The sequence below is a fragment of the Dokdonia sp. R78006 genome (assembly GCF_042466145.1).
Taxonomy (GTDB): Bacteria; Bacteroidota; Bacteroidia; order Flavobacteriales; family Flavobacteriaceae; genus Dokdonia.
Genome location: NZ_JAXHBU010000001.1, coordinates 3,143,526 through 3,168,986, shown reverse-complemented (window position 1 = coordinate 3,168,986; position 25,461 = coordinate 3,143,526). Strand labels below are relative to the sequence as shown.

Below are 25,461 nucleotides of genomic sequence, written 5' to 3'. Positions count from 1 at the left end.
ATTTTTCATCTTTTATTTTGCTCCCTTTAGGGCCGGGGAAACAAAAATCGATTCCACGTTTTTTAGCTCCTCCTCTTTGAAGAGGAGGCCGGGAGGAGATGTTCGCTTACCTACCCCTCTTGAATGCCCAAGGCCAAATCTGTCAATTGGTAAATTCTTGTTCCTTCATTCCAGAGGTATGCATTTGCAATCAATACCAGTGTATGTCCTCTTTTTTCAATAGTTTTAAAATGCACTTCTAGATGCATATTTTCTACATTCACTTTTATTTGACCACGGTATTTCCATTCGGTTTTGTTGTTCTCTACTTGCACAAAACGCGGATTTTTAAAATCCTTACCTAAATCTTGTTGTAATGCAAATAATTGCATCGCTTGTGAGATTGCTTCTACACCTAAAGATCCTGGCATTACTGGGTCAGAATAAAAATGACAGGTAAAGAACCAGTCGTAGGTATGAATTGCTTTAGAACAATGGATATATCCTTTACCAAATTCTCCTCCATTTTTAACCACTAAACCGCTGTCTAATAGATCTAGTTGTTTTTCGGCTAAGCGGAAGGTATTTGTTTTATCATTTTCTTTATACAATTTCATTTTTGCATATAGAGAATCAAGCCTGATTCGGAAGTAATCTTTGGTTGTTAAGTTGTTTTGCACATACCAAGCTGCAACATCCTCGCCTTTATCAAGACCTACTTGTTGAGCCAAGGCTTCTTTAGGGAAGAATCCAAAAGAAGAAAATCCTTTATAAAATACGTGTCCATCTACAGATACTTCAAAAAGGTATTTCTGAATCACAAAACCTCCTAATGAGGTAGAAGACGTTAAAGTCGATTTATTTTCAATTACTTTTCCTCTAAAATCTGTGCCGGTAGGCAAGTCAAACATTTCTCCATCACCATCTAGATTTCTAAAGTATAAATCCTTGTCTGGAAACTGTAGCGTACTTCCTAAATATGCACCGAGTAATCCACAAGGTTGTAAAGCGATTTCCATTAATACCGCATACGGCATTGTCATCGAGGCATTTTGCTTGTAATACCAGACATCTTGAGGTACATCATATTCTGTCCAAATATTTGTTGGTTTTGAAAAATCAAAACGTTCTCCGTCAATTTTAATCACACGACTTACCACTTGTAAGTCGGTATTAGGTTGGCGCGATAATGACCTGTTATCATACACCGCATATTCAGGACCAAAACAATCTGCAAGTCTACCTAAAGCAAACGTTTCAATATCATTCTCGTTTAAAAGTACATTCTCGGTTATTTTTTTAGGTTGCTCTAAGTATTTTGGATTATCTTTTTCTCTTAACTGCAATCCTAGATTTTCAAAATGTACGGTAATCACACCATCTACAATAATCTCTAAATCTCCTATTACATAAGGATCTGGCAATAACCCGATATCCTTAATGACTAAGCGGTACACTAGTTTTTTATCATTAGGCGTTACCTCTTTTCTACATCTTACTTTTTGCTGTACTCCATAAATAGGTTGGAAACGCGCATCTTTTTTGAGACGTTGTAACCCAAGCATCATCATAAAGAAACGCAATAAGTTACCGCCGCCTTCTGCTTGCAAAGAGCCTGCTAGCACTTGGTCATCTCTAAAGTGACAAGGAAAATACCAATCGTCTGGACTCAAGTCTTTTTCTGCTATAATTTCTCCTAAACCATAAGCTCCTCCGTGTACATCTGCTTTGGTAATGCGATCTAGCATCAACATTTTTTCTGGAGCTAGACGTATAGATTCATTTCTCCCGTTAGGGAAATATGAAATATCATCAAAACATTTATGTGCATCTCCATTGATGAGATGTCTTAGATCTTCTATGTCAAAAGAAGTTTTCTTGGTGGTCAAAAAAGGAATGAATTTTTTCTTTTCTACACCTGCCAGTGCTTTCTTTTCACTGTCTGTGTATACCACTCCGTTTCCTTTACTCAATTCTTCATCAGTAAAGAAACCAGCAACACCGTTCGTCATTTTTAAGACCATACGATCTTCTACAAAACACTCGTAGCTAAAGAAAAACAGCAAGTTTCCACCATTTCTTACAAATGAATTGATAGATATATCATAGCGTAATGTTTGTCCTTCAAAAGGTAAATCATCTAGAAAAGTAAGCGTACAATCCAATAAACGATATACATAGTCTCCTTTATTTTCAAGATCAATCCCTAAATAAGAAATCAACATTAAATCACACTGCCCAGACTCTACAGAGACTGCCCAAGGAATTTGGGTATCGGTTGCATAGCCAGAATTGTATGGGATATCATATTCGGTTTGCATTGTAGAAGGCTTGTATTCTCCTAACTTTGCATCAAGACCTGTTACTCTACTCACCAATAAATATGGATCCATAGGTAACATTACTCGCCTTTTGTACTGATCAATGACATTATATTCTGCTCCAAAAACATTACCTATTTTTCCTTCAGAAAATTCAATAAGATCCTCTTTGGTGAAAATGATGTTCTTATCTTTCAGATGATTTGGGTCGTTGTAATCTTGTAATTTCAATCCATTCTCTCCGATTTTAGTCGCAGTTTCTGGCTGTTCTGTATCTATCATACTAGCTATTTTTTCTACTCTATGTGTTGTAGTGTTTGGTTTTACGCTTCCCGAAGTGAATTCGGGACTAGTTTCGCGAAAGCGTATACTTGCATCTCCAGTTGTTTCTACAGAGATTGCTTTTTCTTTTCGTTTGATCGTGGTAAACTGCTGCCTCATCTCCTCAGATAATAACACATCATATACAGGCGTACCACCTGTTGTTACTTTTTTAGTAAAGCGTTTTTTGACGGGTTCTTGATTATTGTTAGGATACAGCAAACTCAAATCAATGTCGATTCCGTTTGAGATTAGTTGCGCTAGACACTCGTATAGTGATTGTATCGAACTCGTGCCTTTTTTGTCAATAGCACAAGCTGCGTGGTTGTTCTGATCGAGTGTATCTTTTATCCAGCCAGTACAGGTACTATTAGGACCGAGCTCTACAAAAGTGCTAAATCCGTTACTCGACATTTTTTTCGCGAAAGCGGGAAAATCAACGGTTTTATAGCACACTTTTGTCGAATTTTCTGCGATTTTGAGTGAATCCATAGGGATTTTATCTCCTGTTAAGCTAGAGTAAAAATCAATTTCTGGTTTATTTTCTAATGGGAAATTATGCATTTCGATCAATCCATCGTATTCTTTTTTACAGAACTCATTATGGATAATATTTTGAAAAGGCACTAATACCGATGGACAATTAAGCGCAGCAATCAATGCTTCACACTGGGTTTTATCACCAGAAACGATTAATTCTTTTTCAGAGTTTACAAAAGTGATGGACACTTTATCAAAAGCTGAGATTTGGGCTGCTACTTTTTCTTTAGTTTCTAGTAAAATCCAACTTTGCCATCTGGCTTTTGCTTCTTCTGAGCTGATATCCCATTCTTCGGCTAAGAGTTCTAGATTACCAGAAAACTTGTTTTTGAAAATAGGGGAGTTGCGGAATACTTTTGTTCCCTCACCTGGATTCCAAATACCAAAGGAATACCACATAGAGCTACATTCTCCCATAGAATAGCCCATCGCAGCTTTGGGTTGTACACCAAAATAGGTCGTCAATATGTGCGTGTACAAGGTCGAGTATAATACTCCTGCAGACATCATAGAGATGGCATCTCCTTGAATGTTGGGCGAAGGCGTTGTACTGTCTTGCTTTTTTGGGAATAAATAGTCTAAGCCAAAGAAGTCTTTCAAGTTGGGAATACGATTCTCAAAATCACTTAGCAGATTAGGAAAAAACTGAAATAGATCTTGCCCCAAGCCTTCATAAGTAGTTGCCGAACCTGGATATACAAATGCCAAATCTCCTTTTGTACCACTCGGATTTGGGCTAAAGAAAGAACCGCTAGGTAGTTTTATATCTGTATTTTCTGCAAAGGATTGCTCGAGTTTTTTATCAATAAAAACGATGTCTTGCGTTATCGTTTTTGTGGTTGACGCAATGAGAACAATACTGTAGGTTGCTTTTGTGGTTGCTGCTTTATCAAAACAAGCTTGTGCAACAAATGCTAAGTCATTAGTAAGTATGTCTTCATTAAGTTGTTGTAACTGTTCCTTAAGTTCTGCTGGCGTATTTCCTTTTAAAACAAATAAATGCTTCTCCAAGAAATTGTCAATGTTGTGAGGTTTAGGTTGTGTGAACTCAGATAATTTGACACGAGAATGTTGACTCAAATTTACCAATGCTTGTCTGGGCTGTTCAGTTTCATTAACCCAAGGTCGTGATAGGCTAGGGAAGTAGTAATTACTGTTTTTGAAAGCATCATTTTTCGCCGATTGCCAATTTGGAATTCCTGGAATAAATTGATGATATACACACAAGGCTGTTTTTACAATAGAAGCGAGTCCAGCCGCTGCAAACGTATGACCAATGTTTGTTTTTACAGATCCTAAGGCAATTTTACTGGCAGGATTAATAGCTAATAGCTGTTCTTGTTCTAATTGGTTTTCGTGATCAAAACCAGAAGCTACAAGCTCTTGTAAAGCGATATTCTCTGTTGTGGCGATATCTCCTATAGCTTCAATTTTTGCAAAGACTGTATCGTTCTCATCAATGCGGTCACTTGCTTTCAATATAATCGCAGAGGCTCCTTCTCCTATTAACCAGCCATAATCATCTGCATTAAAGGATAAGCTAGGTTTTTTATTTTGATTTAAACTAGTCACTAGATTACGCAACAAGACAGCTTCCATACTCGCAGAAAACTCGACGGCTCCCACAACCACAGCATCTACTTCGCCTAAAGAAAGCATATTTTGTGCAACTTCCAGAGCTCTTGTGGTACCGTTATCACCGTTTGTAATTGTAAATGATGGTCCATTAAAATCCCATAAAGCAGAAATACGACTCGACATAATATTACCTACAAAACTAGTGTGCTGACTAGGCGTTTGTACATTGCCTATCTGGTATAATATATTGCGACACTCGGCAAGTAATGTTTCTTTCTGTGTTTCCTCTAGCGCAATACCCGCACTTTCCAGCGCTTTGTCTAATTGCCACTGACTGTCCCAACGCGCTAGATAATGATGTATCGCAAGCTCAGGATTCATAGCAATTAGTACGGCTACGTTTTCTCCTCTTTGCAAATTAGATTTTTGAATCGCTTGATCTGCAACCTTTAAAATAAGCGCCTGTTGCGGCTCCATTGTACTGATTTCATTAGGCTGGATTTTATAGCGCATCAAATCCATATCAAAATCCTCTATAAAGTTTCCTTTAATAGGATTTTGAGTATCTAGACCAAACGTAGTGAGCAGTTCGTCATTTTTCTCAAAGCCCTTCCATCTCGTAGACGGCATTGTAGAGAAGTGTTGTTTCCCATTAAAAATGGATCGATAAAACGTTTCCAAATTATCACAGTCTCCAAAATGAACTTCCATACTTGTAATGGCCATTTCTTTTAATGAGACATCCGTATGTGTGTTAGTTTCCTTTTTTTGATGACTCTCAACAACAAGGTGTGCATTAGTTCCTCCAAAACCAAAAGAATTGACTGCCGCTTGTTTATAATTTGTCTTCCATGCTAGCGGCTCTTCTATGATTTGATCTTGTGTAAACCAACCATTTTCAGACTGGATCGCCGTTTCCATATTAATGCCAGGCGGAATGCTATTATGCTCCATAGAAAGCAATACCTTCATCAAGCTAGGCATTCCTGCCGCCGTAAGCATATGCCCCATATTTGACTTTACAGAACCTAGACGTACTTTCTCTGGATTGTCACCAAAGAAGGTTTCGAGCGAATTGATTTCTGTAACATCACCCAGCGGCGTTCCCGTCGCGTGGCATTCTATGTAAGAAGTGTCCTCTTTTCTAATGGTGCCATTATACGCTCTTTCATAAGCGAGTGTTTGACCTTTTGGGTTCGGACTCAATAAGAATTTACCTGCGCCATCGTTTGATAATCCAATTCCAGAAATAACACCTATGATATTATCTCCATCTCGCTCTGCATCAGATAAACGTTTTAATAGAATCATTCCAGCCCCTTCAGAAGATACGAGTCCAGCAGAATCTTTATCTAGCGGCGAGTATTTTTTATCGTGTGCCGCATAGGCGTGAAAAATTGAAAAACCCATATGGATAAACAATTGATCAGACGAGCAAACAGCTCCTGCCAGCATCATATCTGATTTGCCAGTTAGCAGCTCATCACACGCCATTTTTATAGCATATAAAGAAGAAGCACAAGCCGCATCTAGGTCAAAATTGGTTCCTTTTAAACCAATGGTATTCTTCACTAATTCTGAAACATCACCTTCAATAGGATTGTTTTCTGGAATCTGAAATTCCGTTGCTGGCATTTCAAAACTGTCCTCTTGTAAAAGTGTTTTGATTCCTTTTTCGAGTGTTTTTGTATAGACAGGCGCAAGAATCTTGTGAGAAGACTTTGTGGGAAATGATAAGTTCCCAAAAATAACGCCGCAACGATCTAAGGCTTCCTCATTTTTCCAGTATCCTCCGTGTATCAACGCATCTTTTGTTACCTGTAATCCCCATTGGTACATTTGGTCTAAGCTGTCTAAATTCTCAGTACCAAAATCTGCGCTATTAAAACTATAATCACGTATATATCCACCACGTAGGGAATAACAACTATCTATAGTTCCTTTATCTTTTTTATAAAATAATTCTGGGTCTGCGCCAAAATCATCTTTTGTTGCCATACCGGTTAAGTCCTTTTTATCCATTAGGTTATTCCAAAACTCTTGAAGTGTTTTAGACCCTGGAAAAAGGGATGACATACCGATAATTGCTATTTTTTCTTTCATTATTTCTTGTTAGATGTGGCTTTTGTGGAGGCGCAATGCAATGCGCATCTACAGTTTGCCATTACCAAACTAATTCTCTTGAAACAGTTAATCCGGCTCCTTCCGTAAACAAAATAACATCTTCGTTATCGTCATAAACTGTACAGTCTGCAATCATTTTAGTCTCCGTGTTTTCTTGAATTTTTATGTGTACGAAGTAACTTTTATTAGCTTGAATTTCTCCGTACACCATCCCTTTTAAAGTCTGTAATGGCAAGCTATTCGCGCCATTATGATATTTTTGTACCCAAACCACCATTCCTTGATATTGAATATCTAAGAAGAATGCATTCAAACTCGTACTAGGGAACTGACCTTGATCTTCATAAGAAACCGCTGGAGCTTTACATTTTAATAATACCTGCGATTCATCCATCGCAATAACCTCCTCTATGCCTTGGTAAAAAGCACCGTGGAATAACGAACCATCTTTATAAAAAGTAGCTCCGTCTATTTTATTCTCAACTAGTTTTGGTGTTTTGAATGTTGGTTTTTCAGTACGCTTTCGCGAAAGCGTAACTGTAGCTCTATAGTGATTGAGTGGTAGTTTTGCTCCTTTACTGTAAACGCTTACCTCACAGACGATGGTGTCTGCTGTTTTTAATTGTTCTTTCACTTTCGTGAAATACACCTCTTTTTCAGTCCCGTCAAAAACAATTCCTTTGAAGAGTTTTACATCTTCTATGCTTGCCAGTTTATAATCTGGAAATAGTTTCACACAAGAATCTGCCATCCAAGCCGTGGCATTCACCATAGGCAGAACAGGGCTTCCTTGAATTACGTGATGCTGTAAAAATGCATTCTCTTTGAGGCTCAAATTCCGTTGAATCGTATGCGTTTTTAGGTCTCCAGAAATATCTGAAATACCAGCTGGCAATGTACCACCGATGATCACTTGAGGTTGGTTATGATATGCTCCGTTTAATTCTTGCACAAAACGAGCTGCGCCTCCTGGATGATTTACTAAAGAAACACCAGCCTCTTCAAACATTTTTTGTAGCTCTGGACTTACCATTCCGCCTTCCCAAGCTCCCCAGTTTATTGCGGTAACTTTAGTGTTAGGGTGGTTTGTACTGAACAAATGTGCGGCAGTACTCAATATTTCATTTGCCATTGCATAATCAGACTGCCCTACGTTTCCATAAAAACCAGCGACAGAGGAGAACATAATGAGATGTTTCAATTCATTGATATTAACCATTTTTAGAAGGTTTAATAAACCGTCCAATTTCACGGAAGTGACATTATCAAAAATTTCTTCTGTTTTATCTTGAATCAATTTATCTGCCAATCGACCAGCACCGTGTATGATGCCTGTGATTTTACCCCATTGCTTTTCAATCTTTAGCAATTCTGGCTTGATGGTTAAGTTCGTCACATCACCAGCTACATATATAGCATCTCCACCAGCTGCTTTGATCGTAGCAATGGTTTCTTCTATCTCTTTTTTGGCAACATATTTTTTGAATAGACTATTTAATCCTTTAATAGAAACTTTCTCACCGCTAGCTTTCAGATTCTGCATAATCGCGTTCTTAAGCTTGGCAGGATTGTTTTCAGTTAGGGCATAGGCTGGTAATTCAAAATCTAAAGAAGATCTTCCCAATAAGATGAATTTAGATTTAAAAGCTGCGTTCATTTCTTTGATGCAGGTCGCTGTAACACCTCTACCACCACCAGCAACTAAGAAGATATCTTTATCTGTAACCGTTTGCTGGTATTCATCTGTCGCAGCAACTTCATTAGGAGTAACCTCGTAAGTCATTCTGCCTTTTTCATTAATGGCTACATCTACATAACGAACATCTGCATCGTGTAATTCTTGGAATAGATTAGCTGCAATTTCTTCTGGGGACAATTCAGGCTGTGCATCAATGGCTCTACAAAAAACAGGAGACCATTCTAAGTTCATACACTTGGTTAATCCTGATAATCCGCCTGCTATAATCGAAATATCTGAACGCTTGTCCATCCCAAATTTTCCATCTAAACGAGAAACCGTCATAAAGGCTGTGCGCTGTGTTTTGCTCGTTGCATTTAATGGAGCTTGTAAATGCTTTGCCAATAAGAATGTGGCTTTTAATAAGGTACGTTCTATCGCAAAATGTTGTGTGAAATTATGACCAGAAAAGGTGAAATGTGGGTGTAAATATATAAAAGCGCCAATTTCATTATTGGCTAAGATGGTATCTACAGCGTTCTTAATGTGTTGATCGTTTATTTCGGCAATCGAAATTCCATCTTTAACAGATGCATTCTTTTTAATTACGTCAAATTGAAGTACAATAACCTGATGTCCTTCACTCTCTAATTTAGTTTTTACAGCAAGTGTCAGAGGACCTCCTTCATCTGTGATAACAACAGCTTGTAAAGAAGGAATATCTTGCACTAAAACATCAACTCTAGGAATAAACTTTAAGCCAATTGATTTTCTTGGTACACTATGAAAGTTAATAGGTAAGGAGAATTCTTGTTGTACTGTATTTTCCTTACCTACTTTGTTGTTCTGATCTTGAGTTACGCTAGGCTCAGGCTTTTTTTTTACTTGAAATACCAGCTTTTGCAGAGATGTAGTCCACAATTTCTTGTAATGTTCTGAGCTCTGTTAAGTCGTTAGGATTGATGTCTGATAGCTTGTCAGATTGCTCTGTGATCGCTCCAAATATCTCCACACGTTTAATAGAATCGATCCCTAGATCTGCTTCCATGTCCATGCTTAATTCTAACATCTCTGCTGGATATCCTGTTTTATCTGCGACTACGCTTAACATCAAGTCTAGCATTTCTGAATTACCTTCGCTAGGAGCTGCTGTCTCAACAATAGGAGTAGAGAATAAATCGGTACTAACTACTTCTTGAGAAGCTGTGACTGGTGTTTCAACTGGTGCAGCCGTTGTACTTATCCCTGCTTTTGCAGAGATATAATCTACAATTTCTTGTAATGTTCTAAGCTCAGTAAGATCGTTAGGGTTGATGTCTGATAGTTTATCTGACTGTTCTGTGATTGCTCCAAATATCTCGACACGTTTTATAGAATCGATCCCTAGATCTGCTTCCATATCCATGCTTAGTTCTAGCATCTCTGCAGGATATCCCGTTTTATCAGCTACAACGCTTAACATAAGGTCTAGCATTTCTGAGTTGCTAGAAGTTTTTGTTGTCGTTTGCGCTATTGGAGCAGCAACAGGAGCTGTAACTACTTCTTTTACCGTTTGTGTAATGGGAGTTGCCGTTGTACTTATTCCTGCTTTTGTAGAGATATAATCTACAATTTCTTGCAGTGTTCTAAGCTCTGTTAAGTCGTTAGGGTTTATGTCTGATAGTTTATCCGATTGCTCAGTAATCGCTCCAAAAATCTCCACACGTTTAATAGAATCGATCCCAAGATCAGCTTCCATATCCATACTTAATTCTAACATCTCTGCAGGATACCCTGTTTTGTCTGCTACAACGCTTAACATAAGGTCTAGCATTTCTGAGTTTCCAGCGATTGGTGTCGCTTGTGCTACTGGGGCAGCAACAGGAGCTGCTACTATTTCCTTAACAGCAGGAGAAACTGGAGTTGACGTTGCACTTATTCCTGCTTTTGCAGAGATATAATCTACAATTTCTTGTAATGTTCTAAGCTCTGTTAAGTCGTTAGGGTTGATGTCTGATAGTTTATCAGATTGCTCTGTAATGGCTCCAAAAATCTCCACACGTTTAATAGAATCTATCCCTAGATCTGCTTCCATATCCATGCTTAGCTCTAACATTTCTGCAGGATACCCAGTTTTGTCTGCTACAACGCTTAGCATAAGGTCTAGCATTTCTGAGTTTCCAGTAGCAGGAGCGGCAGTTTCTACTGCAGGTGCAGAAGCAGGGGGTGCTGCAGTGTTTACTACGGTAGGTTGTACAGCAGTAGGAGTCACAATTGGTTTTGTCACAGGAGCCTCAGGAGCTGGAGTGTCAATAGATAGTGGAGCTGTAGGAGCTTCTAGAATATTTTCATCTGGGGCAAAGTTTCCAGATAATAAACTTAGTAATTGTGCGGTTTGTTTATTTTGTTCCATCAAAATGGTTTGGAACATATCTAATGTTTTAGATTGATTCTCTTTGATGCCGTCTATGGCACTTTTAATAACATCTACCATCATATCTTCTTCTGTTTCTTGGTCTGTAGGATCTTCTTCACTTGTGTATGTAGGAACTGCGTTTATCACTTCTGAGATAACTTCTATTTCCTTAATCTCTTCTTCAGTTTTAATAATATCTGTGGCGCCACTTACTTTAAACCCATTATTCAATACATCTTTATAGGCTTTTTGCGTTGCTGGACTCACATAGTTGTTTCCTGCAATTTTAACGGCCACTTTAGGCTGAATTACAGGCTTCTTTTCTTGACGTGCATTACGATCAATTGCATTTAATTTACACCCTAGTACTTGTAGTTGTATTGCTGCTTCTCTGATTTGTAAATCACTGTCTTTTGTTGCTTTTGCATTTGTAGTAACTACAAAATGCTCTTTGTCTGCTAGTATATCTTTTACCAGATTTGTAAGAATAGACTTAGGTCCAAACTCAACAAAAACTCTAGCTCCTGCAGCATACATATTTTCGACCTCGCTCTTAAAGTCAACTGAATTTAAAATATGCTGCCCTAGTATTTTCTTAATCTCACTTGGCTCAGTTGGATAAGAATTTCCAGTAGAATTTGAGTATACCGGAATGCTAGGACTAGTAAATTCTATAGTCTCTATACTTTTTTCAAATGGTTTTTGAGCATGACCTACACAATCTGTGTGGAAGGCTGCAGAAACAGGTAATAAGATAGAGCGGTATTTTTTACTATCTAATAATGTCTTAGCCTTAGTAATACCTTCTGTGGTACCTCCTAAAACTATTTGACTCGATGAGTTGATATTCGCAATAGAGACATCTGGTATAGCGGTAATCAATGGTTCGATTTCTGAAGCCGAAGCTTTTACGGCTAGCATTGTGCCAGCGTCACCACTTGTATTTTTACCTGCCATGGCATTTCCACGTGCGATAGCTAGCGTCATATAATCATCTTGACTTATAACTCCAGAAGCACAAAGAGCTGTGAGTTCACCAAAACTATGTCCAGCGACCATATCACTTACAAAACCGGCATCTTTGAATACATTATAATATCCTAAACTAATAGCTCCGATTGCGGGTTGTGCAAACTCAGTATTTGTGATATTCTTTTCTAAAATAGCTTTGTCCTCTTCTGTAAATACAGGTTTTGGATATATTTTATTAGCTAAATCATATCCTTTTTTGGCATCAAAAGCTGCAATGGTTTGTTGTATCCTTTCAAAACTACTGGTAGCTTCTTTTGCCATGTTTGCATACTGCGAACCTTGACCTGAGAATAATGACGCAACTTTTGTAATACTCGAGATTCCATTAGGTCTAAAGAATACGCCTCTAGGGTGAGACCAAGCATTCTTATTGCTTTCTAATTGTTTGATTGCAATTTCAAGTTTTGAAATACAATCAACGAGAGACTCGGCTACAAAACCTAAACGGGCTTCACTTTCCTCTGCTGTGCCTTGTTTTGAATTTTCTTTTAAATTGTAGAATGCAGTGTTCGCTTCTTTGCTATTTAACGCAGTATGAGCATTTTTAAGATGCGTTAATAAGTCTTCTATATTTGCTCCTTTTATGTAAATACTATGAAAAGATTGATGTATTCTATCTGTAAAAGAAGTTTTCTTTTCATATTCTTCCATTGCAAAATGGACATTAACACCACCAAAGCCAAAAGCAGATAATCCCGCTCTACGAGGAACACCATTTTTAAACCAAGGCCTTGTTTCTGAATTTACATAAAAAGGAGAATTTTCTATTCCAAATTTGTCGTGCGGCTTTGTGACATTTATAGAGCCAGGTAAAACTTTATGATATAGCGCTAAGGCTGCTTTAATCATTCCAGCTGCGCCTGCAGCAGCTTTAGTATGTCCTACTTGTGATTTTACAGAACCTATCCCGATATTATTTTTTGTCGCATTGTTTTTACCAAAAACCATTGACATAGACTCAAATTCGGCAGCATCACCAGCTCCGGTTGCAGTACCATGACCTTCTATGAGTCTTACGGTAGAGGCATCATAACCTGCCTCATCATAAGCGCGTTGCATGGCTAGCGCTTGTCCCTGAGGACGTGGTGCGTAAACCGATTTATAACGACCGTCACTAGAAGAACCTACACCCGTAAGCAAACCATAAATTCTATCTCCATCACGCTCTGCATCTTCTAATCTTTTTAAGACTAACATTCCAACACCTTCTCCAATCAACATACCGTCAGAATCGGTATCAAATGGACGAATACTTCCCTTACGAGAGAATGCTGGCGTTTTAGAAAAGGACATATACATGAAAGGAGAATTGTCTGTGTCGACTCCTCCTGTTAACATCATATCACATCTTCCTTCTATTAACTCAGAAACAGCCATTTTTACAGCCGAAAGTGATGCGGCACAAGCAGCATCTACTACAGAGTTAATACCTCCTAGATCAAAACGATTTGTAATACGACCAGAAATAACATTTCCTAGCATACCTGGAAAAGAATTTTCATTCCATCCTATATATGCTTTCTTCATTTTATCTACAATATGAGGAATGTCTGTATCGCTTATTCCACTACTTCTCAAAGCAGCTTCCCAAATAGGGGCTTGCAATCTTGAAGTAAGTGGAGTAATCAATTTTTGTCCACCACCAACACCTAGAATTACTCCTGTTTTTTCTTTTAATAACGCTGTAAACTTTTCAGATTCTCTACCATAACCAGCGTCTTCAAAAGCATCTCTAGCTGCAATTAAGGCTAGTAGTTGAGAGGCATCTGTAACTTCCAAAATATTAGGAGGCAATCCAAATTCCATTGGATTGAAGTCTACATCAGGAATAAAACCACCTTTTTTACAGTAGGTTTTATCTGCAACCATTGGGTCTGCATCGTAATAATCTTCTATTTTCCAACGCGATGCAGGAACATCTACTATACTATCTTTCTGACTGATGATATTATTCCAAAACTGCTCTACGTTTATTGCATCTGCAAACATAGCAGATAAGCCAATAATTGCTACAGGAGTTTTTTTGAGTGAACTATTAATAGTGTCCATATTTTTTTAGTCTATAATTAAATAAAGGTGCTTTTGCTTTTCAACTTCCAAAAGACCTTTGTCAGTACATAATCCTCTCAAGTAAGCAACCATGATACCTTCGGTAAGTCTAGCTTTAGAAAAATGTTCTGATGGAAAAACTTTGTTGTTATTGCATAATTTTAAAAGAGTTTGAACTGTAGCCATTGTAACTTCTGGGTCCAAGTCTTTCCTGAATAAACCATCTTTTACACCCCATTTAGATAAATAAAGTAACTCTCGAAAAGCAAACTCTGCATTCTTTTTATAGGAGTCTTTTAATATGCTAGGGTAATATTTAAGTACCTCCTTATAAAAGTTTGCGTTGCTGTAATCTGCTCTTTTTAAAATCTGTTGTTGAATCATACCCATTGCTTCAATAGCAGAGCTAGAGGTATTAATTATATCGTCATTTTTAGTTCTAATTCCCGCAAGATATTGCTCTACACAAGCTTGCATTAAATCAGTTTTGTCTATAAAGTGATTATAGATAGTACGCTTCGAGGTACTCAATTCTTTACTGATATCTGCCATGGTAACAGACTTCACTCCATTTTTTAAATACAGTTGAGTTGTTATCTCTATGATATGTTCTCTGGTAATCATATTGTTTTCCTAAATTTGACCAAGTGGTACCGAAAAAGTATTAATTGGTACCACAAAAAAAAGAATTATAAACGAGACTAATTGGGATTTTATCATAAATGTTTTTCAACAATAATAAAATGGCAGAAATTTGGATTGTTAATTTTTCTATAAACAGTCAGCAATTCACTGATGAGGAATTATTAAAAAAATTACCTGAATCCACTGTTGATAGAGCATTAAGGTATTTGAAGAGAGAAAGTTTCTTGAGTTTTGTGATTGGTAGATTACTATTGAAAAAAGCAATTTTAGAAAGTGAATATTCAAGTTTTTTAATAGAAAATATCACGTATTCTGATAATGGAAAACCAAGTTTTACTAATGTCAATTTTTCAATATCACATAGTAATGGGTACGTAGTTTTAATTTTTGGTACCGTTTTTCAGGTGGGCATCGATATTGAGAAGAGGAAGAATATAGATTTAAAATTATTTAAATACCTCTTCAGGGATTCAGAGTGGAAAATTATTATGCAAAATAAAAGCCCACTAGATAGATTCTACTGGTATTGGGTTAGGAAGGAAGCTTTGCTGAAAACAGTAGATTGCTCGTTGAAGGAATTAGAGGGACTAGAAATTTTTGAAGACTATGGTATTTATAAGGACCAACGATATTACTTTAAGCCCTTCGAATTTAATCCGGAATTTAATGGTGTCATAGCAATGGAGGAAGAGATGGACGTCAACGTTAAGTTTATCGAACTAGAAACGCTGTTAAAATAACGAACACCTTGAGCGGATTAGGTGTAGACATTATCTTTTATAGACCAAATAATTTAAGATGACAACTAGGTGGTGATTTAATCTTAGTTTGAGAATTATAATTAGATAATTTTTTCAAATTTATCCTATCTCATCATTCAAGATTATAGTCATAAACTGAGTGAAAAAGATGAGTCACCCATTCAGTTATTTAGGAAACTGTATGGGTGCAAATCTTTAAAATAGGGAAGTGGTAATTGCTTAGGTTCAATATCCAGAGCTCCCGTCTTTTACTTGATCAAATAAAGTAATCTATTTGAAAAATCCATCTTTATAAAGAAGGATACCTAATTGAAACGATGTTTTAGCTTTGTAGCTTTTTTTAAGCTTCATAATTAGTTTCTCAATGTGAGAGGTACTAGAAGGCGATTCATTGTTAGCAGTTAGTGTCTTAGAAATCTCTAAGTGGGTCATGCCTTTTGACATCATTTTTAAGATGTTCTTATCGGCATTGCTCAGTACGAAGTTCGTATTGCTCATTATGATAATATGTTAAGGGTTTGCAATAGCAAATGTATTCAAATCTAATTATAGAGTTGACTTTAAGAAATAATATTCGAGTTATTGATGTTTATTTGTTAATAAGCCTACAATCTACTAATAGATAGAACATGTTTTTTAAGCACTTATAATTGAGCGATCAATTTACAATTATTTATTTAAAATACTGTAAATCAGTGATTAAAGATGGTTGGGTGGGTGAGAAACGCTTTGTGGTAGCAATTGCTACCATACATTTTGCAGTTAAATGATATTAAACGAAACCATATAAAATAAAAAACTGCGCTAATCCTAGGATTAGCGCAGTTATGGTGCTTTTTGCAAAGCTTTTCGTGACCTCGACTGGATTCAAACCAGTAACCTCTTGAGCCGTAATCAAGTGCGCTATTCAGTTGCGCCACGAGGCCTAATTGAAAGAACAATTACTCGTTCGTTTCGGGGTGCAAATATACAACTGTTTGTTTCATTTAAACAAATAAAATCAATAAAAAATTACAATTATTTTTCAATATTTTCCTATCAAACTTGAAGTCAAATAATTACACAAATAGAATTAATAATTAAGATAGCGGTCTCAAAGCATTTAATCGAAAATGGTAACTTTACTAGATGCAAATTTTAGATTACATAAGAGATATTAAAGATTTTCCTAAAGAAGGAATTACTTTTAAAGACATAACCCCACTGTTGGGTGATGCAAACGCTTTCGCGAAAGCGGAAGAGATTTTATACACACTCGTTCCAGAGACTAATATTGATATTGTAGTGGGAATAGAGGCTAGAGGTTTCTTCTTTGGTACGCTACTCGCCAAAAGACTAAACGCTGGATTTGTGCCCGTAAGAAAGCCTAATAAATTACCCTCCGAAAGAATATCACAGGAGTACGATCTAGAATACGGTACAGATATTCTAGAGATGCATAATGATGCCATCAAACCTGGAGATAAAGTATTATTGCATGATGATGTCTTAGCAACAGGAGGGACGGCTGCTGCTGTGGTAGCTCTTATTGAGCAACTAGGAGGTGTGGTAGTGCAATGTAATTTTCTTATCGAGCTAGACTTCTTAAAGGGTAGAGATAAACTAGTTGGAAAGCACGTAGCCGCCGCAATTACTTACTAAAAGTTATATTGAAAACTAAGGTTTGGTGTAAAGCCCAGTGATTTTACAGTCATTTGCTGCACTTCATTATCATTATCAACTAGATAATAGGTGTTAAGGATATTGTCGTTATTAATTAGATTCCAGATAGATGCGCCTATTTGAGCATGATTCTTAAGCATTTTGAAATTGTATTTGGTAGAGATGTCAAACCTCAGAAAGCTATCTGATAATGAAGAGTTAGGTCTCTCATAATCAATCTGATTATTCTGTAGAACACTTTGATTTTGTGGGCGTGTAAATGGTGTTCCAGAGCGCCAATTAAATCCTAGCGAAAGTTTAAAACGTTCCAGACTATATGAAGTTCCGGCGCTTACAGAGTGCTTAATGTCTTTGTTATTTGGAAATCTTCGGCCTTCATTTAGTGCTTTAAAAGTATAGTTGTTTTTTGAATAGGAATAACTGAGCCAACTGGTAAAAGATTTAAACCGCTTGCTTGCAAGAAAGTCAAGCCCCGTAACATCATAAGAGCCTGAGGTATTTGTAAACTGAAATTGATTCTGAAAGCCCTGGCTTCTTGAGGAAATTCCTGCAACTTCTTTTACATATCCCTCCATACTTAATAACCATTTATTTCTAGTGTAATCTAGGCTTACAGATGCTTGCTTGCTTCTTAATATAGGTAAGTTATCGTCATTTGCCGCGACCCACCTTCTTCGTTCAAGTCCTAAAAAATCATTGGGCTGATCTATAATTTGAAAAATTGATTGGTTTTTAAACTCACCAAGAGCACTTATCTTAAAGTAATTCAAAAACCGCTGACTAAAACGTAGTCTAGGTTCTACAATAAGCTTTTTAAAACGCTCTAGATAGCTTGCTCTTGAGCCCACAGTGAATTGTGTGGTATTCTTATTTGAGAGGAAAGAAAGTTCTGTAAATAGCGCTTGAGTGCGAGTCACATATTTTTCGTTTCTAAAAAATTGTGGATTATTAGTTTGTGCGAGGTTTCTAGTGCCGACCTCTGTAAATTGATATCCATTTTCCCATTTAAAATTATCGCTTAGCTTTAACTGTGTGTTTAATGTAAGACTTAAGTCAAGAACTTCGTTTTCTTGGTCAAGTTGCTGGTTATTTTCTATATTAAAATTACGTGCCCTTAGGTTATAGTTTGAGGCATATAAATCAAGATCAGTTTTAAATTGTGAATTCCACTGTCTTGCATATTTAATCTTTAAACCACGGTTTCCTTGGTCAATACCACTGCGAGCAAAGACTCCTGTTGCCGTAGTATTTTCGTCATATTCTAACTTGTTAAACAGCGTGGTCGCACTTACACTTAGGTAATCGCGATCGCTTATGTTGTAGATGTACTTTGCACTAATATCATAAAAGAAGAAATTAATATTTGATGCAGAGACGGGAAGATTTCCGCTCATTTCTAAATCTGTATCTTGAAAAATACGATTAGTATAACTGCGGTATGTAGGCGTATCAGTTATATCTGTGTGAGATCTTCTAGCAGATAGGAGTAATGTAGCTTTTTTAGTGAGCGGTAGTCTTGCAAACCCTTTTACATGCAATAAATTTGCACTTATGCTTCCGCTTTTTTCATTAGAAAGGCTGTCCTCTAATCCTATTTTGAGTACTCCAGAAACACCATCGCCATATCTTGCACTTGTGCCATTTTTTATGACTTCTACACGTTTAGTCAAATAAGGGTTAAAAGCAGATATGAGGCCGAAAAAATGTCCAGACTGATACATTTTAATTCCATCCCAAAGTATCAGGTTTTGATCATTTGTTCCTCCACGTATATTTAGATCAGATACGGTCTCATCTGTGCTTATAATTCCTGGCAGTGCTTGGACTGTTTGTAGCACATCTGGCTCTATGACTCCTGGGAGAATACCAAATTGCTTTGGAGCTATAATGGTAACACCAGAGCTAGATTTAGATATTCCAGAAGTAAGGAGGGAAGCAATGTAAATATTATCGAGTTCTTGAACTTCGCTAGAAAGATTGAGATTTCTTAAAACTATAAAACGATTATTAAGTTTATCAAAATCAAAGCCTGTGTAGTTTGTGATAAAAAGGAGCGCATCATCAAGGGTTTTATTGTTTGAAATTCGTGGTATTTTAATGGAGGAAACGAGTTCATCTACATATGAAAATCTCACATCGTATTTTGTCTCGATGCTTTTTAAAACAGCAACCAGAGGTATTCTCTCGCTATTATTCTCTTGAGATCTTACGTCAGAAAAAAATAAAAAGAATATTAAAGGAAAAAGTATTGAGAAAACTTTTTTAATCACGAGCTAAAGTTACCTTATTTTCCTCTTTGGTATAGGTTAAATTAAAAGGTAGACTTATAGATTTGAGAGCAATATCTATATTTTCGTGTGTAAATGTTCCAGTGTAAAGCTCTTGAGCAAATACTTCATCTACATCAACATGTACTTGATATTGTCTTTCTAATTCTGCAATTACTTCTTTTAAAGGAGTTTTTTCAAAGGAGCTTTCGTTGTGAGTCCAAGAAGGTGATTTTGGAGTACTCGTGATTGTAGTTCCTGTTATAAGTACGCTTTCGCGAAAGCGGTCTCCAGCTTTTAATATTACTTCTTGTGCTGCGGTTGTTATTTTTACAGAACCTTCATAACATACTACGTCAAAGTATTCATCTCTATTTTTAATATTAAACTGCGTGCCTAAAACCGTTACCGTTCCATTTGTAGTTTGAACATTAAATGTAGTTCCCTTTGCCACTTTAAAATAGGCTTCTCCTTTTAGAGATACATTGCGCTGCGCCTCCCAAGTATCTTCATCATAAGAAATAGAAGACATTGCGTTGAGCATCACTGTGGAGTTATCGGGTAATGTGATGGTTTCTTTTTGAGCAATTTGTGTGTAATGGTCAGCACTAGTAGATCTCAGTGATACCGCATAGTAAACCCCTACAAATAGGACAAGTACTGCTGCGATACGTAAAAAAGGTTTTAGCGAAATCACTTTAGATTTTTTAGTATCAATACGTGCATGTAACGCCTCAAGTTGCTCATCTACATGATAAGTAAGAATCTCTAGATGTTTGATGCTATCAGAAATACGCGTGTATTGATCGTACTCTTCAAGATTTTTAAATGCTTGAAGTTCACTCTCGGTAAGCTCATTATCGAGCCATTTACGTATTAATTGTTCTTTTTCCATAGCGTTACTAAATATGTAACAAGGTTGTTGTTGTTTTTCCTACTTGAGCTCTGTGATTTCTACTTTTAATTTTTTTAAAGCTCCATAAATTCTTTTTTCTACTGCCTTTGTAGATATACCTAAGAGCGCTGCGATTTCTTTGTGTTTTTTTCCTTCTACGCGGTTAAGTAAGAAAGCTGTACGCTGCGCCTCTGTGAGATTTGCAATCGCTCGTTCAAGTTTTTGTTGGTACTCTTGTTCTTCAAGTACAAATTCTGGAGTCTCATTTGTATAACCTTTAGGGGTATTCTTTTTAAATTTTAATACTACCTTCTGGTGTGCGTAAGCATTAAGTGTGAGATTGTTTGCTATGGTAAATAGATAGCTTTTTGCTTTCTCTTCAGAAACTTTTGCGCAGTTTTCCCAGAGCTTGATAAATGCCTCTTGTACTTTATCTTCGGGGTTATATTCGTTTCCAAATTTGTAATAAAGAAAATTAAAGAGATTTTTAGAATGCGCTTTAAAGACTCTATTATATATAGTCTCATGGCAAACACCTTTGTTATCTTCTTTCTTCATTGAGTGCAATAATAGAGAAATGTAAATAATAACTTAAAAGGGGTAGGAGTTTTTTCTTTAAAGTTGTTTTATTATTGCAGTACGTTAAAAAAATATGCAAACCATATCATCCTCATTTTTAAGACATTTACAGCGACTATTATTGCTGGCACTATTGTGTATGACAATAGGTTGTCAAGATGATCTTATTGAAGAAAACTCAATTCAAGAAGGTATAGAGGATAACGCCAGCGCACAGTTAATGCAATTAATGTATAATGTTGCTCTTAATGATGGTTCTCATGATGATATTATTGATAGAGCATCTTGCTTAGAACTTGTACTACCAGTTACTGTCACTATTTATAATGCAGATATTGTAGTAAATCACACGGACGATTTTGAAACGGTAGCAGCTCACTTTGAGCAACAAGGAAATGCAGACGATTACACCATTGATTTTCCTATCACAGTGATAACGTCTACACATGAGCAGGTTGTGGTTGCATCACAGTCAGACTTCAATGAACTTGTAGAAACTTGTGGACAATCTACCCAAAATGACCCAGATATAGAATGTGTTGATTTTGTATATCCTTTCGGTTTTAGCACTTTTGATCCAGTATTTACGGTCACAAATGTAGTGAGTGTACAAAGCGATAGCGAGTTACTATCATTTGTAAATACCATGCAAGAAAATAATCTTGTGGCAGCTGTAAATTTTCCTATTGTCATGAGAGCTCATGATAATACTACAGAGGAGATGTTAAGCCATAGTACGTTATCATCTGCGCTGGTAGAAGCTTCTTCGAGTTGTGAGGAAGATGACACCTATCATTTTGAGGAAGATGTATGTTTAGAGAGTGAAGTAAATGATTTTCTCATGAATTGTTACTGGCAGATAACTTCTTACAATAATGAAGATACGCTTAGTAATTATGTATTTTCTTTTGGCGCAAATAATTATCTCTTATATTTTGACGTAAATGTAATCGCAGAGGCTGGATGGAGTACTACTACAACTGCCTCTGGTGTTAGACTGAGCTTTTTTAATCTGCCTATCTTAAATTCACAAATAGGAGGTAACTGGACGGTAACACAATGTGATGAAGAGACGTTATTACTGGAGAAAGGTGATGATGTGATGACGCTTCAAAGAAATTGCTTTCAAGAGCCATTAGATTGTTTTGTAAGTGCCGTACTTAACGTATGTGATAATGGCCAAGATGATGAGGCTACTTTTGATCTTACAGAAACACTTTTAGGTTGTGACACCTCAGAAGTAGACATCGCTTACTATCGCACCCAAGAAGATGCTAGCAATCAAACAAACGCAATTTCAAATCCTACTAATTATACCACAACTACTAGTCCAGAACAGCTATGGATAAGAGCTACACTTTTAAGTGATGCTAGTGAGTTTAAAATTATTTTTATCAATCTTACTGTTGTAGATTGTTGTAGTAATCCGCAAGATTATCTTAATGATCTTGTGATTTATATGCCTTTGTCAGAGTATCCCGTAGAGCTTATGAGAGGTTATGTAAATAGTACTGCTGTAAATGAATGTGTTGTAGACAGGGATGGATCAGATCACTGCGCCATTAGTTTTAATCAGGATTCATTTACAATACCTGTTACTGGAGAAAATAGTATTGTACAAGGGGATGAGTATTCTATAAGTGTCTGGTTTAAAATGCAAAACACAAGCTCTGGAGATTTGGAAATTATATTTCAGAAGGGTACAGATGCAAGTCAAGAAGGATTTGCCGTAGGTGTTTCTACCTTGAATACACCAGTGTTTTTTACTGATAATTTTGAAATTATAGATGAAGACTGGAACAACGAAGTAGATGTAGACTGGATGAATACAGACTGGCATCATCTAGCAATTACCGTAGATGCTACAAATACTGTAAAACTTTACAGAGACGGTATCTTGCGTAATGAGGTAATTAACTCCACGCTTGATATAGGTAGTGTCGCATTAAATGAATATACACTTGGCCATAATTTCCTAGGTCATGTAGATGATCTTAGAGTGTATAAAAACACACTAAACGCTACCGAAATACAACAACTCTTTGCTTTAGGAGGTGATTGCTATACTTGTCTGTAGATCTTTAAAAACAAGACTTTATAAAAAAAAAGGCTAGCTGTATAGCTAACCTTTTCTTTGTTTTTTACGCATTCGCGAAAGCGTGATACTATAAAGTTGATACTCGCGGAATGCTATTTTAGAGTTTACATCTAACATTGAGACACTTTCTACAAGTATCTTTTTCTAGTCATATTAGTTGAAACGATAGCCTATACTGATTCCCGCTCTACCACTCACTTTATCTTGATTGGTTTCAAAAACGTTTCTTCCCATTCCAAAATTTGCTTGTAAAATGATTCCTTCTTTTGAAATCCACTTGTAACCTGCGCCTAAACCTAGAAGTAGATTATTATCTGTATCTGGTGTAGCATTAGGCTCAAGGATTTTGGTACTGTGAAACATTGTAAACCCTTCGACAAAAAGTCCGCTAGCATATTTCTTGCTTAAATAGCGTCTATAAAAACCGGTGATTCCGCTGTCATAATCATATGAAAAAGCTGCGCCGGAGTCATTAAAAGTGGTAAATAATGACGTCCCAAAAGAAGAGTTTTCATTAATTGTTCTTTCAAATTCTACCTCGATTGTACCTAAGGCGGTAGAGAGCCCGTTTAATTTTAATTCTGAAAAATTTGATTTTTCAAACTGTTCTTGTGCAAACATAGTAGCACAAAATAATAGTAATGATAAAGTGATTAATTGCTTCATGATGAATGAATTATAAAGTTAGTTATAAATTCAAATCTATACGGTTTTCCTTCTTGGGATAGTTAAGAATTTGGTAAATAACATAATGCATAAGCTATTTAACTTTTATTTTGGCAATAAGAATATTGTCGTTATTCAAGAACTTTCTGCTATAAGAGGTGGTAGCTATACTTGCTTGTCGGGTTTTTAGTACTAGATATAATTAAAAAAGACTAGCTGTATAGCTAACCTTTTTTTTGTTTTTTACGCTTTCGCGAAAGCGTGATACTATAATTTAGAGCAATCTTGCTCTTCTTTTCTTTCTAAAGTCTCTCACGAAATACCATGTCGCACAACTTAAGATGATAACGATACTTATAAGGTTACCAAAAATAAGTGCAAGAAGTAAATAGCCCAAGTAAAAGGCGCTAGCATAAAAGGCTACCGCTAGCAACATGACTAAGTATAAAGCAATCGTTTTAATCATTTATAGACGCTTCACTATTTAGTTTTAGGCTCAAATACAGGAAGTAATTTTGTCGAAACCTCGCCAAAACCTATGCGTGGATAATCCTTTGTTTTTGAGTAACCACGTATAATTACAGTGTCATTATCTTCAATAAACTTACGATCACCACCTTCTTCAAGTTTGATAGGCTTTTCTCCTCTCCATGATAACTCGAGCATAGATCCGTAAGAATCTGGTGTTTTTCCAGAAAGTGTACCACTTCCCATCATATCTCCAGCATTTACAGGACATCCATTTACTGTATGGTGTGCGAGTTGCTGGCTCATGTTCCAGTACATATACTTAAAGTTAGATTTACAAACCGTAGTCTCTTTCTTTCCTTCTGGTTGTAATGCTACTTCAAGATTGATATCAAAACTCTTCTTTCCTTCATATTGTAAGTAAGGAAGTAATTCTTTTTTAGGCTTAGGGCTTTCTACACGGAAAGGCTCAAGTGCGTCAAGAGTAACGATCCATGGAGAGATTGAAGATGCAAAGTTTTTTGCAAGAAATGGTCCTAGTGGTACATATTCCCATTTTTGAATATCACGAGCACTCCAGTCATTAAAGAGTACAAGTCCAAAAATATTTTCTTCGGCATCTGCAGTGGTGATAGATTCACCTAAAATGTTTGCATCTGTAGTAATAAAAGCCATCTCTAGTTCAAAATCTACTAGTCTTGATGGGCCAAATATAGGCTCTGTTGCTCCGTTAGGTAATTTCTGACCGTTAGGACGGTGTACCGGAATTCCTGATGGTATTACAGAAGAACTTCTGCCGTGATAAGCAACAGGTAAGTGCAGCCAGTTAGGCATCAAAGCATTCTCCTCACCGCGGAACATTGTTCCTACGTTTGTAGCGTGTTCTATACTTGAGTAGAAGTCTGTATAATCACCTATTTGTACAGGTAATTGCATCTCCACTTCTTCCATTTTAAAAATTACAACATCACGATCTTTCTGATTACCACGTAAGGAATCGTTAGTTTCTTCAAAAATTTCGGCAATACGGTTACGTACTAGTCTCCACGTTTTACGACCATCTGCAATAAAATCATTGAGAGTGTCTTGTAAAAAGATATCATCTGTAAGTGGGATACCTTCAAAGTAACCTAACTGGTGTAAAGCACCAAGATCTATTGCGTAATCTCCTATACGCGTCCCTATTGTAATAACGTCATCACGCGTTAAGAATACACCAAAAGGAATATTCTGTATTGGGAAATCTGTATTTTTTGGCGTTTCGAGCCAAGTTTTTCTAGAGGGATCGTTAGCAGATAGTGGCATTGTCTATATTTTGATAAGTTGTTTGTAATTCTCTCTTCAAATATAGGATTTATAGCATTCTTAAAAAGTCTTTGTAGTATTTTTGTATCACTTTAACA

General features: G+C 36.6%; 12 protein-coding genes and 1 tRNA gene. 3 read left to right on the top strand and 10 right to left on the bottom strand.

Annotated features, from left to right (window positions below):
• Nucleotides 1-110: 110 nt before the first annotated feature.
• From SJY37_RS14020 to SJY37_RS14005, 4 genes are all read right to left on the bottom strand, one after another.
• Complete coding sequence (locus SJY37_RS14020) at nucleotides 111-6,842, bottom strand: PfaB family protein (protein WP_379953245.1); 6,732 nt, start codon at nucleotides 6,840-6,842, stop codon at nucleotides 111-113.
• A 61-nt stretch (nucleotides 6,843-6,903) separates the two neighbouring features.
• Entirely contained in the window at nucleotides 6,904-9,462 is a 2,559-nt protein-coding gene (locus SJY37_RS14015; RefSeq protein ID WP_379953244.1) for an SDR family NAD(P)-dependent oxidoreductase, read from the bottom strand.
• Entirely contained in the window at nucleotides 9,410-14,017 is a 4,608-nt protein-coding gene (locus tag SJY37_RS14010; protein WP_379953243.1) for a beta-ketoacyl synthase N-terminal-like domain-containing protein, read from the bottom strand. Before SJY37_RS14010 ends, SJY37_RS14015 begins: the two co-directional genes overlap by 53 nt.
• A 6-nt stretch (nucleotides 14,018-14,023) precedes the next feature.
• Nucleotides 14,024-14,641, bottom strand: a complete 618-nt coding sequence (locus SJY37_RS14005; RefSeq protein WP_298327684.1) for a TetR/AcrR family transcriptional regulator — start codon at nucleotides 14,639-14,641, stop codon at nucleotides 14,024-14,026.
• Nucleotides 14,642-14,760: 119 nt separating this feature from the next.
• Between SJY37_RS14005 and SJY37_RS14000 the strand changes: the two genes are divergently transcribed.
• On the top strand, nucleotides 14,761-15,402 hold the full coding sequence (locus SJY37_RS14000; protein ID WP_298327687.1) for a 4'-phosphopantetheinyl transferase superfamily protein: 642 nt from the start codon (nucleotides 14,761-14,763) through the stop codon (nucleotides 15,400-15,402).
• An 873-nt stretch (nucleotides 15,403-16,275) separates the two neighbouring features.
• On the opposite strand, the gene SJY37_RS13995 is transcribed toward SJY37_RS14000, so the two are convergent.
• Nucleotides 16,276-16,349: transfer RNA gene (locus tag SJY37_RS13995), tRNA-Arg, on the bottom strand.
• Nucleotides 16,350-16,551: 202 nt separating this feature from the next.
• On the opposite strand from SJY37_RS13995, the gene SJY37_RS13990 reads away from it, so the two are divergent.
• Nucleotides 16,552-17,064, top strand: coding sequence for an adenine phosphoribosyltransferase (locus SJY37_RS13990; protein ID WP_298327690.1), 513 nt, complete (start codon nucleotides 16,552-16,554; stop codon nucleotides 17,062-17,064).
• On the opposite strand, the gene SJY37_RS13985 is transcribed toward SJY37_RS13990, so the two are convergent.
• Genes SJY37_RS13985 through SJY37_RS13975 form a run of 3 tightly spaced genes read right to left on the bottom strand, consistent with a single transcriptional unit; the run spans nucleotide 17,061 to nucleotide 20,805 of the window.
• Entirely contained in the window at nucleotides 17,061-19,355 is a 2,295-nt protein-coding gene (locus SJY37_RS13985) for a TonB-dependent receptor domain-containing protein (RefSeq protein WP_379953242.1), read from the bottom strand. The genes SJY37_RS13990 and SJY37_RS13985 overlap by 4 nt on opposite strands.
• Nucleotides 19,348-20,247 carry a FecR family protein gene (locus SJY37_RS13980; RefSeq protein WP_298327697.1) on the bottom strand — a complete coding sequence of 300 codons (900 nt, stop codon included), beginning with the start codon at nucleotides 20,245-20,247 and terminating at the stop codon, nucleotides 19,348-19,350. Before SJY37_RS13980 ends, SJY37_RS13985 begins: the two co-directional genes overlap by 8 nt.
• Before the next feature lie 39 nt (nucleotides 20,248-20,286).
• A complete protein-coding gene (locus SJY37_RS13975) occupies nucleotides 20,287-20,805 on the bottom strand; it encodes an RNA polymerase sigma factor (protein ID WP_298327700.1) in 519 nt (172 codons plus the stop codon).
• A gap of 94 nt (nucleotides 20,806-20,899) precedes the next feature.
• Here SJY37_RS13975 and SJY37_RS13970 point away from each other — a divergent pair, with 94 nt between their 5' ends.
• The gene (locus SJY37_RS13970; protein ID WP_298327703.1) at nucleotides 20,900-22,903 is read left to right on the top strand and encodes a LamG domain-containing protein; all 2,004 of its coding nucleotides are present in this window, start codon (nucleotides 20,900-20,902) and stop codon (nucleotides 22,901-22,903) included.
• Between the two features lie 174 nt (nucleotides 22,904-23,077).
• On the opposite strand, the gene SJY37_RS13965 is transcribed toward SJY37_RS13970, so the two are convergent.
• Together SJY37_RS13965 and fahA are read right to left on the bottom strand one after the other, a co-directional pair.
• Nucleotides 23,078-23,590 carry a hypothetical protein gene (locus SJY37_RS13965; protein ID WP_379953241.1) on the bottom strand — a complete coding sequence of 171 codons (513 nt, stop codon included), beginning with the start codon at nucleotides 23,588-23,590 and terminating at the stop codon, nucleotides 23,078-23,080.
• A 480-nt stretch (nucleotides 23,591-24,070) separates the two neighbouring features.
• Nucleotides 24,071-25,363, bottom strand: a complete 1,293-nt coding sequence (gene fahA, locus SJY37_RS13960; protein ID WP_298327712.1) for a fumarylacetoacetase — start codon at nucleotides 25,361-25,363, stop codon at nucleotides 24,071-24,073.
• Between the last annotated feature and the right edge of the window lie 98 nt (nucleotides 25,364-25,461).

What these genes read in the sequence shown, in the direction of transcription:
- SJY37_RS14020 (WP_379953245.1), bottom strand. Translation starts at nt 6,842, where the DNA reads ATGAAAGAAAAAATAGCAATTATCGGTATGTCATCCCTTTTTCCAGGG.
- SJY37_RS14010 (WP_379953243.1), bottom strand. Translation starts at nt 14,017, where the DNA reads ATGGACACTATTAATAGTTCACTCAAAAAAACTCCTGTAGCAATTATT.
- SJY37_RS14005 (WP_298327684.1), bottom strand. Translation starts at nt 14,641, where the DNA reads ATGATTACCAGAGAACATATCATAGAGATAACAACTCAACTGTATTTA.
- SJY37_RS14000 (WP_298327687.1), top strand. Translation starts at nt 14,761, where the DNA reads ATGGCAGAAATTTGGATTGTTAATTTTTCTATAAACAGTCAGCAATTC.
- SJY37_RS13990 (WP_298327690.1), top strand. Translation starts at nt 16,552, where the DNA reads ATGCAAATTTTAGATTACATAAGAGATATTAAAGATTTTCCTAAAGAA.
- SJY37_RS13980 (WP_298327697.1), bottom strand. Translation starts at nt 20,247, where the DNA reads ATGGAAAAAGAACAATTAATACGTAAATGGCTCGATAATGAGCTTACC.
- SJY37_RS13975 (WP_298327700.1), bottom strand. Translation starts at nt 20,805, where the DNA reads ATGAAGAAAGAAGATAACAAAGGTGTTTGCCATGAGACTATATATAAT.
- SJY37_RS13970 (WP_298327703.1), top strand. Translation starts at nt 20,900, where the DNA reads ATGCAAACCATATCATCCTCATTTTTAAGACATTTACAGCGACTATTA.
- SJY37_RS13965 (WP_379953241.1), bottom strand. Translation starts at nt 23,590, where the DNA reads ATGAAGCAATTAATCACTTTATCATTACTATTATTTTGTGCTACTATG.
- fahA (WP_298327712.1), bottom strand. Translation starts at nt 25,363, where the DNA reads ATGCCACTATCTGCTAACGATCCCTCTAGAAAAACTTGGCTCGAAACG.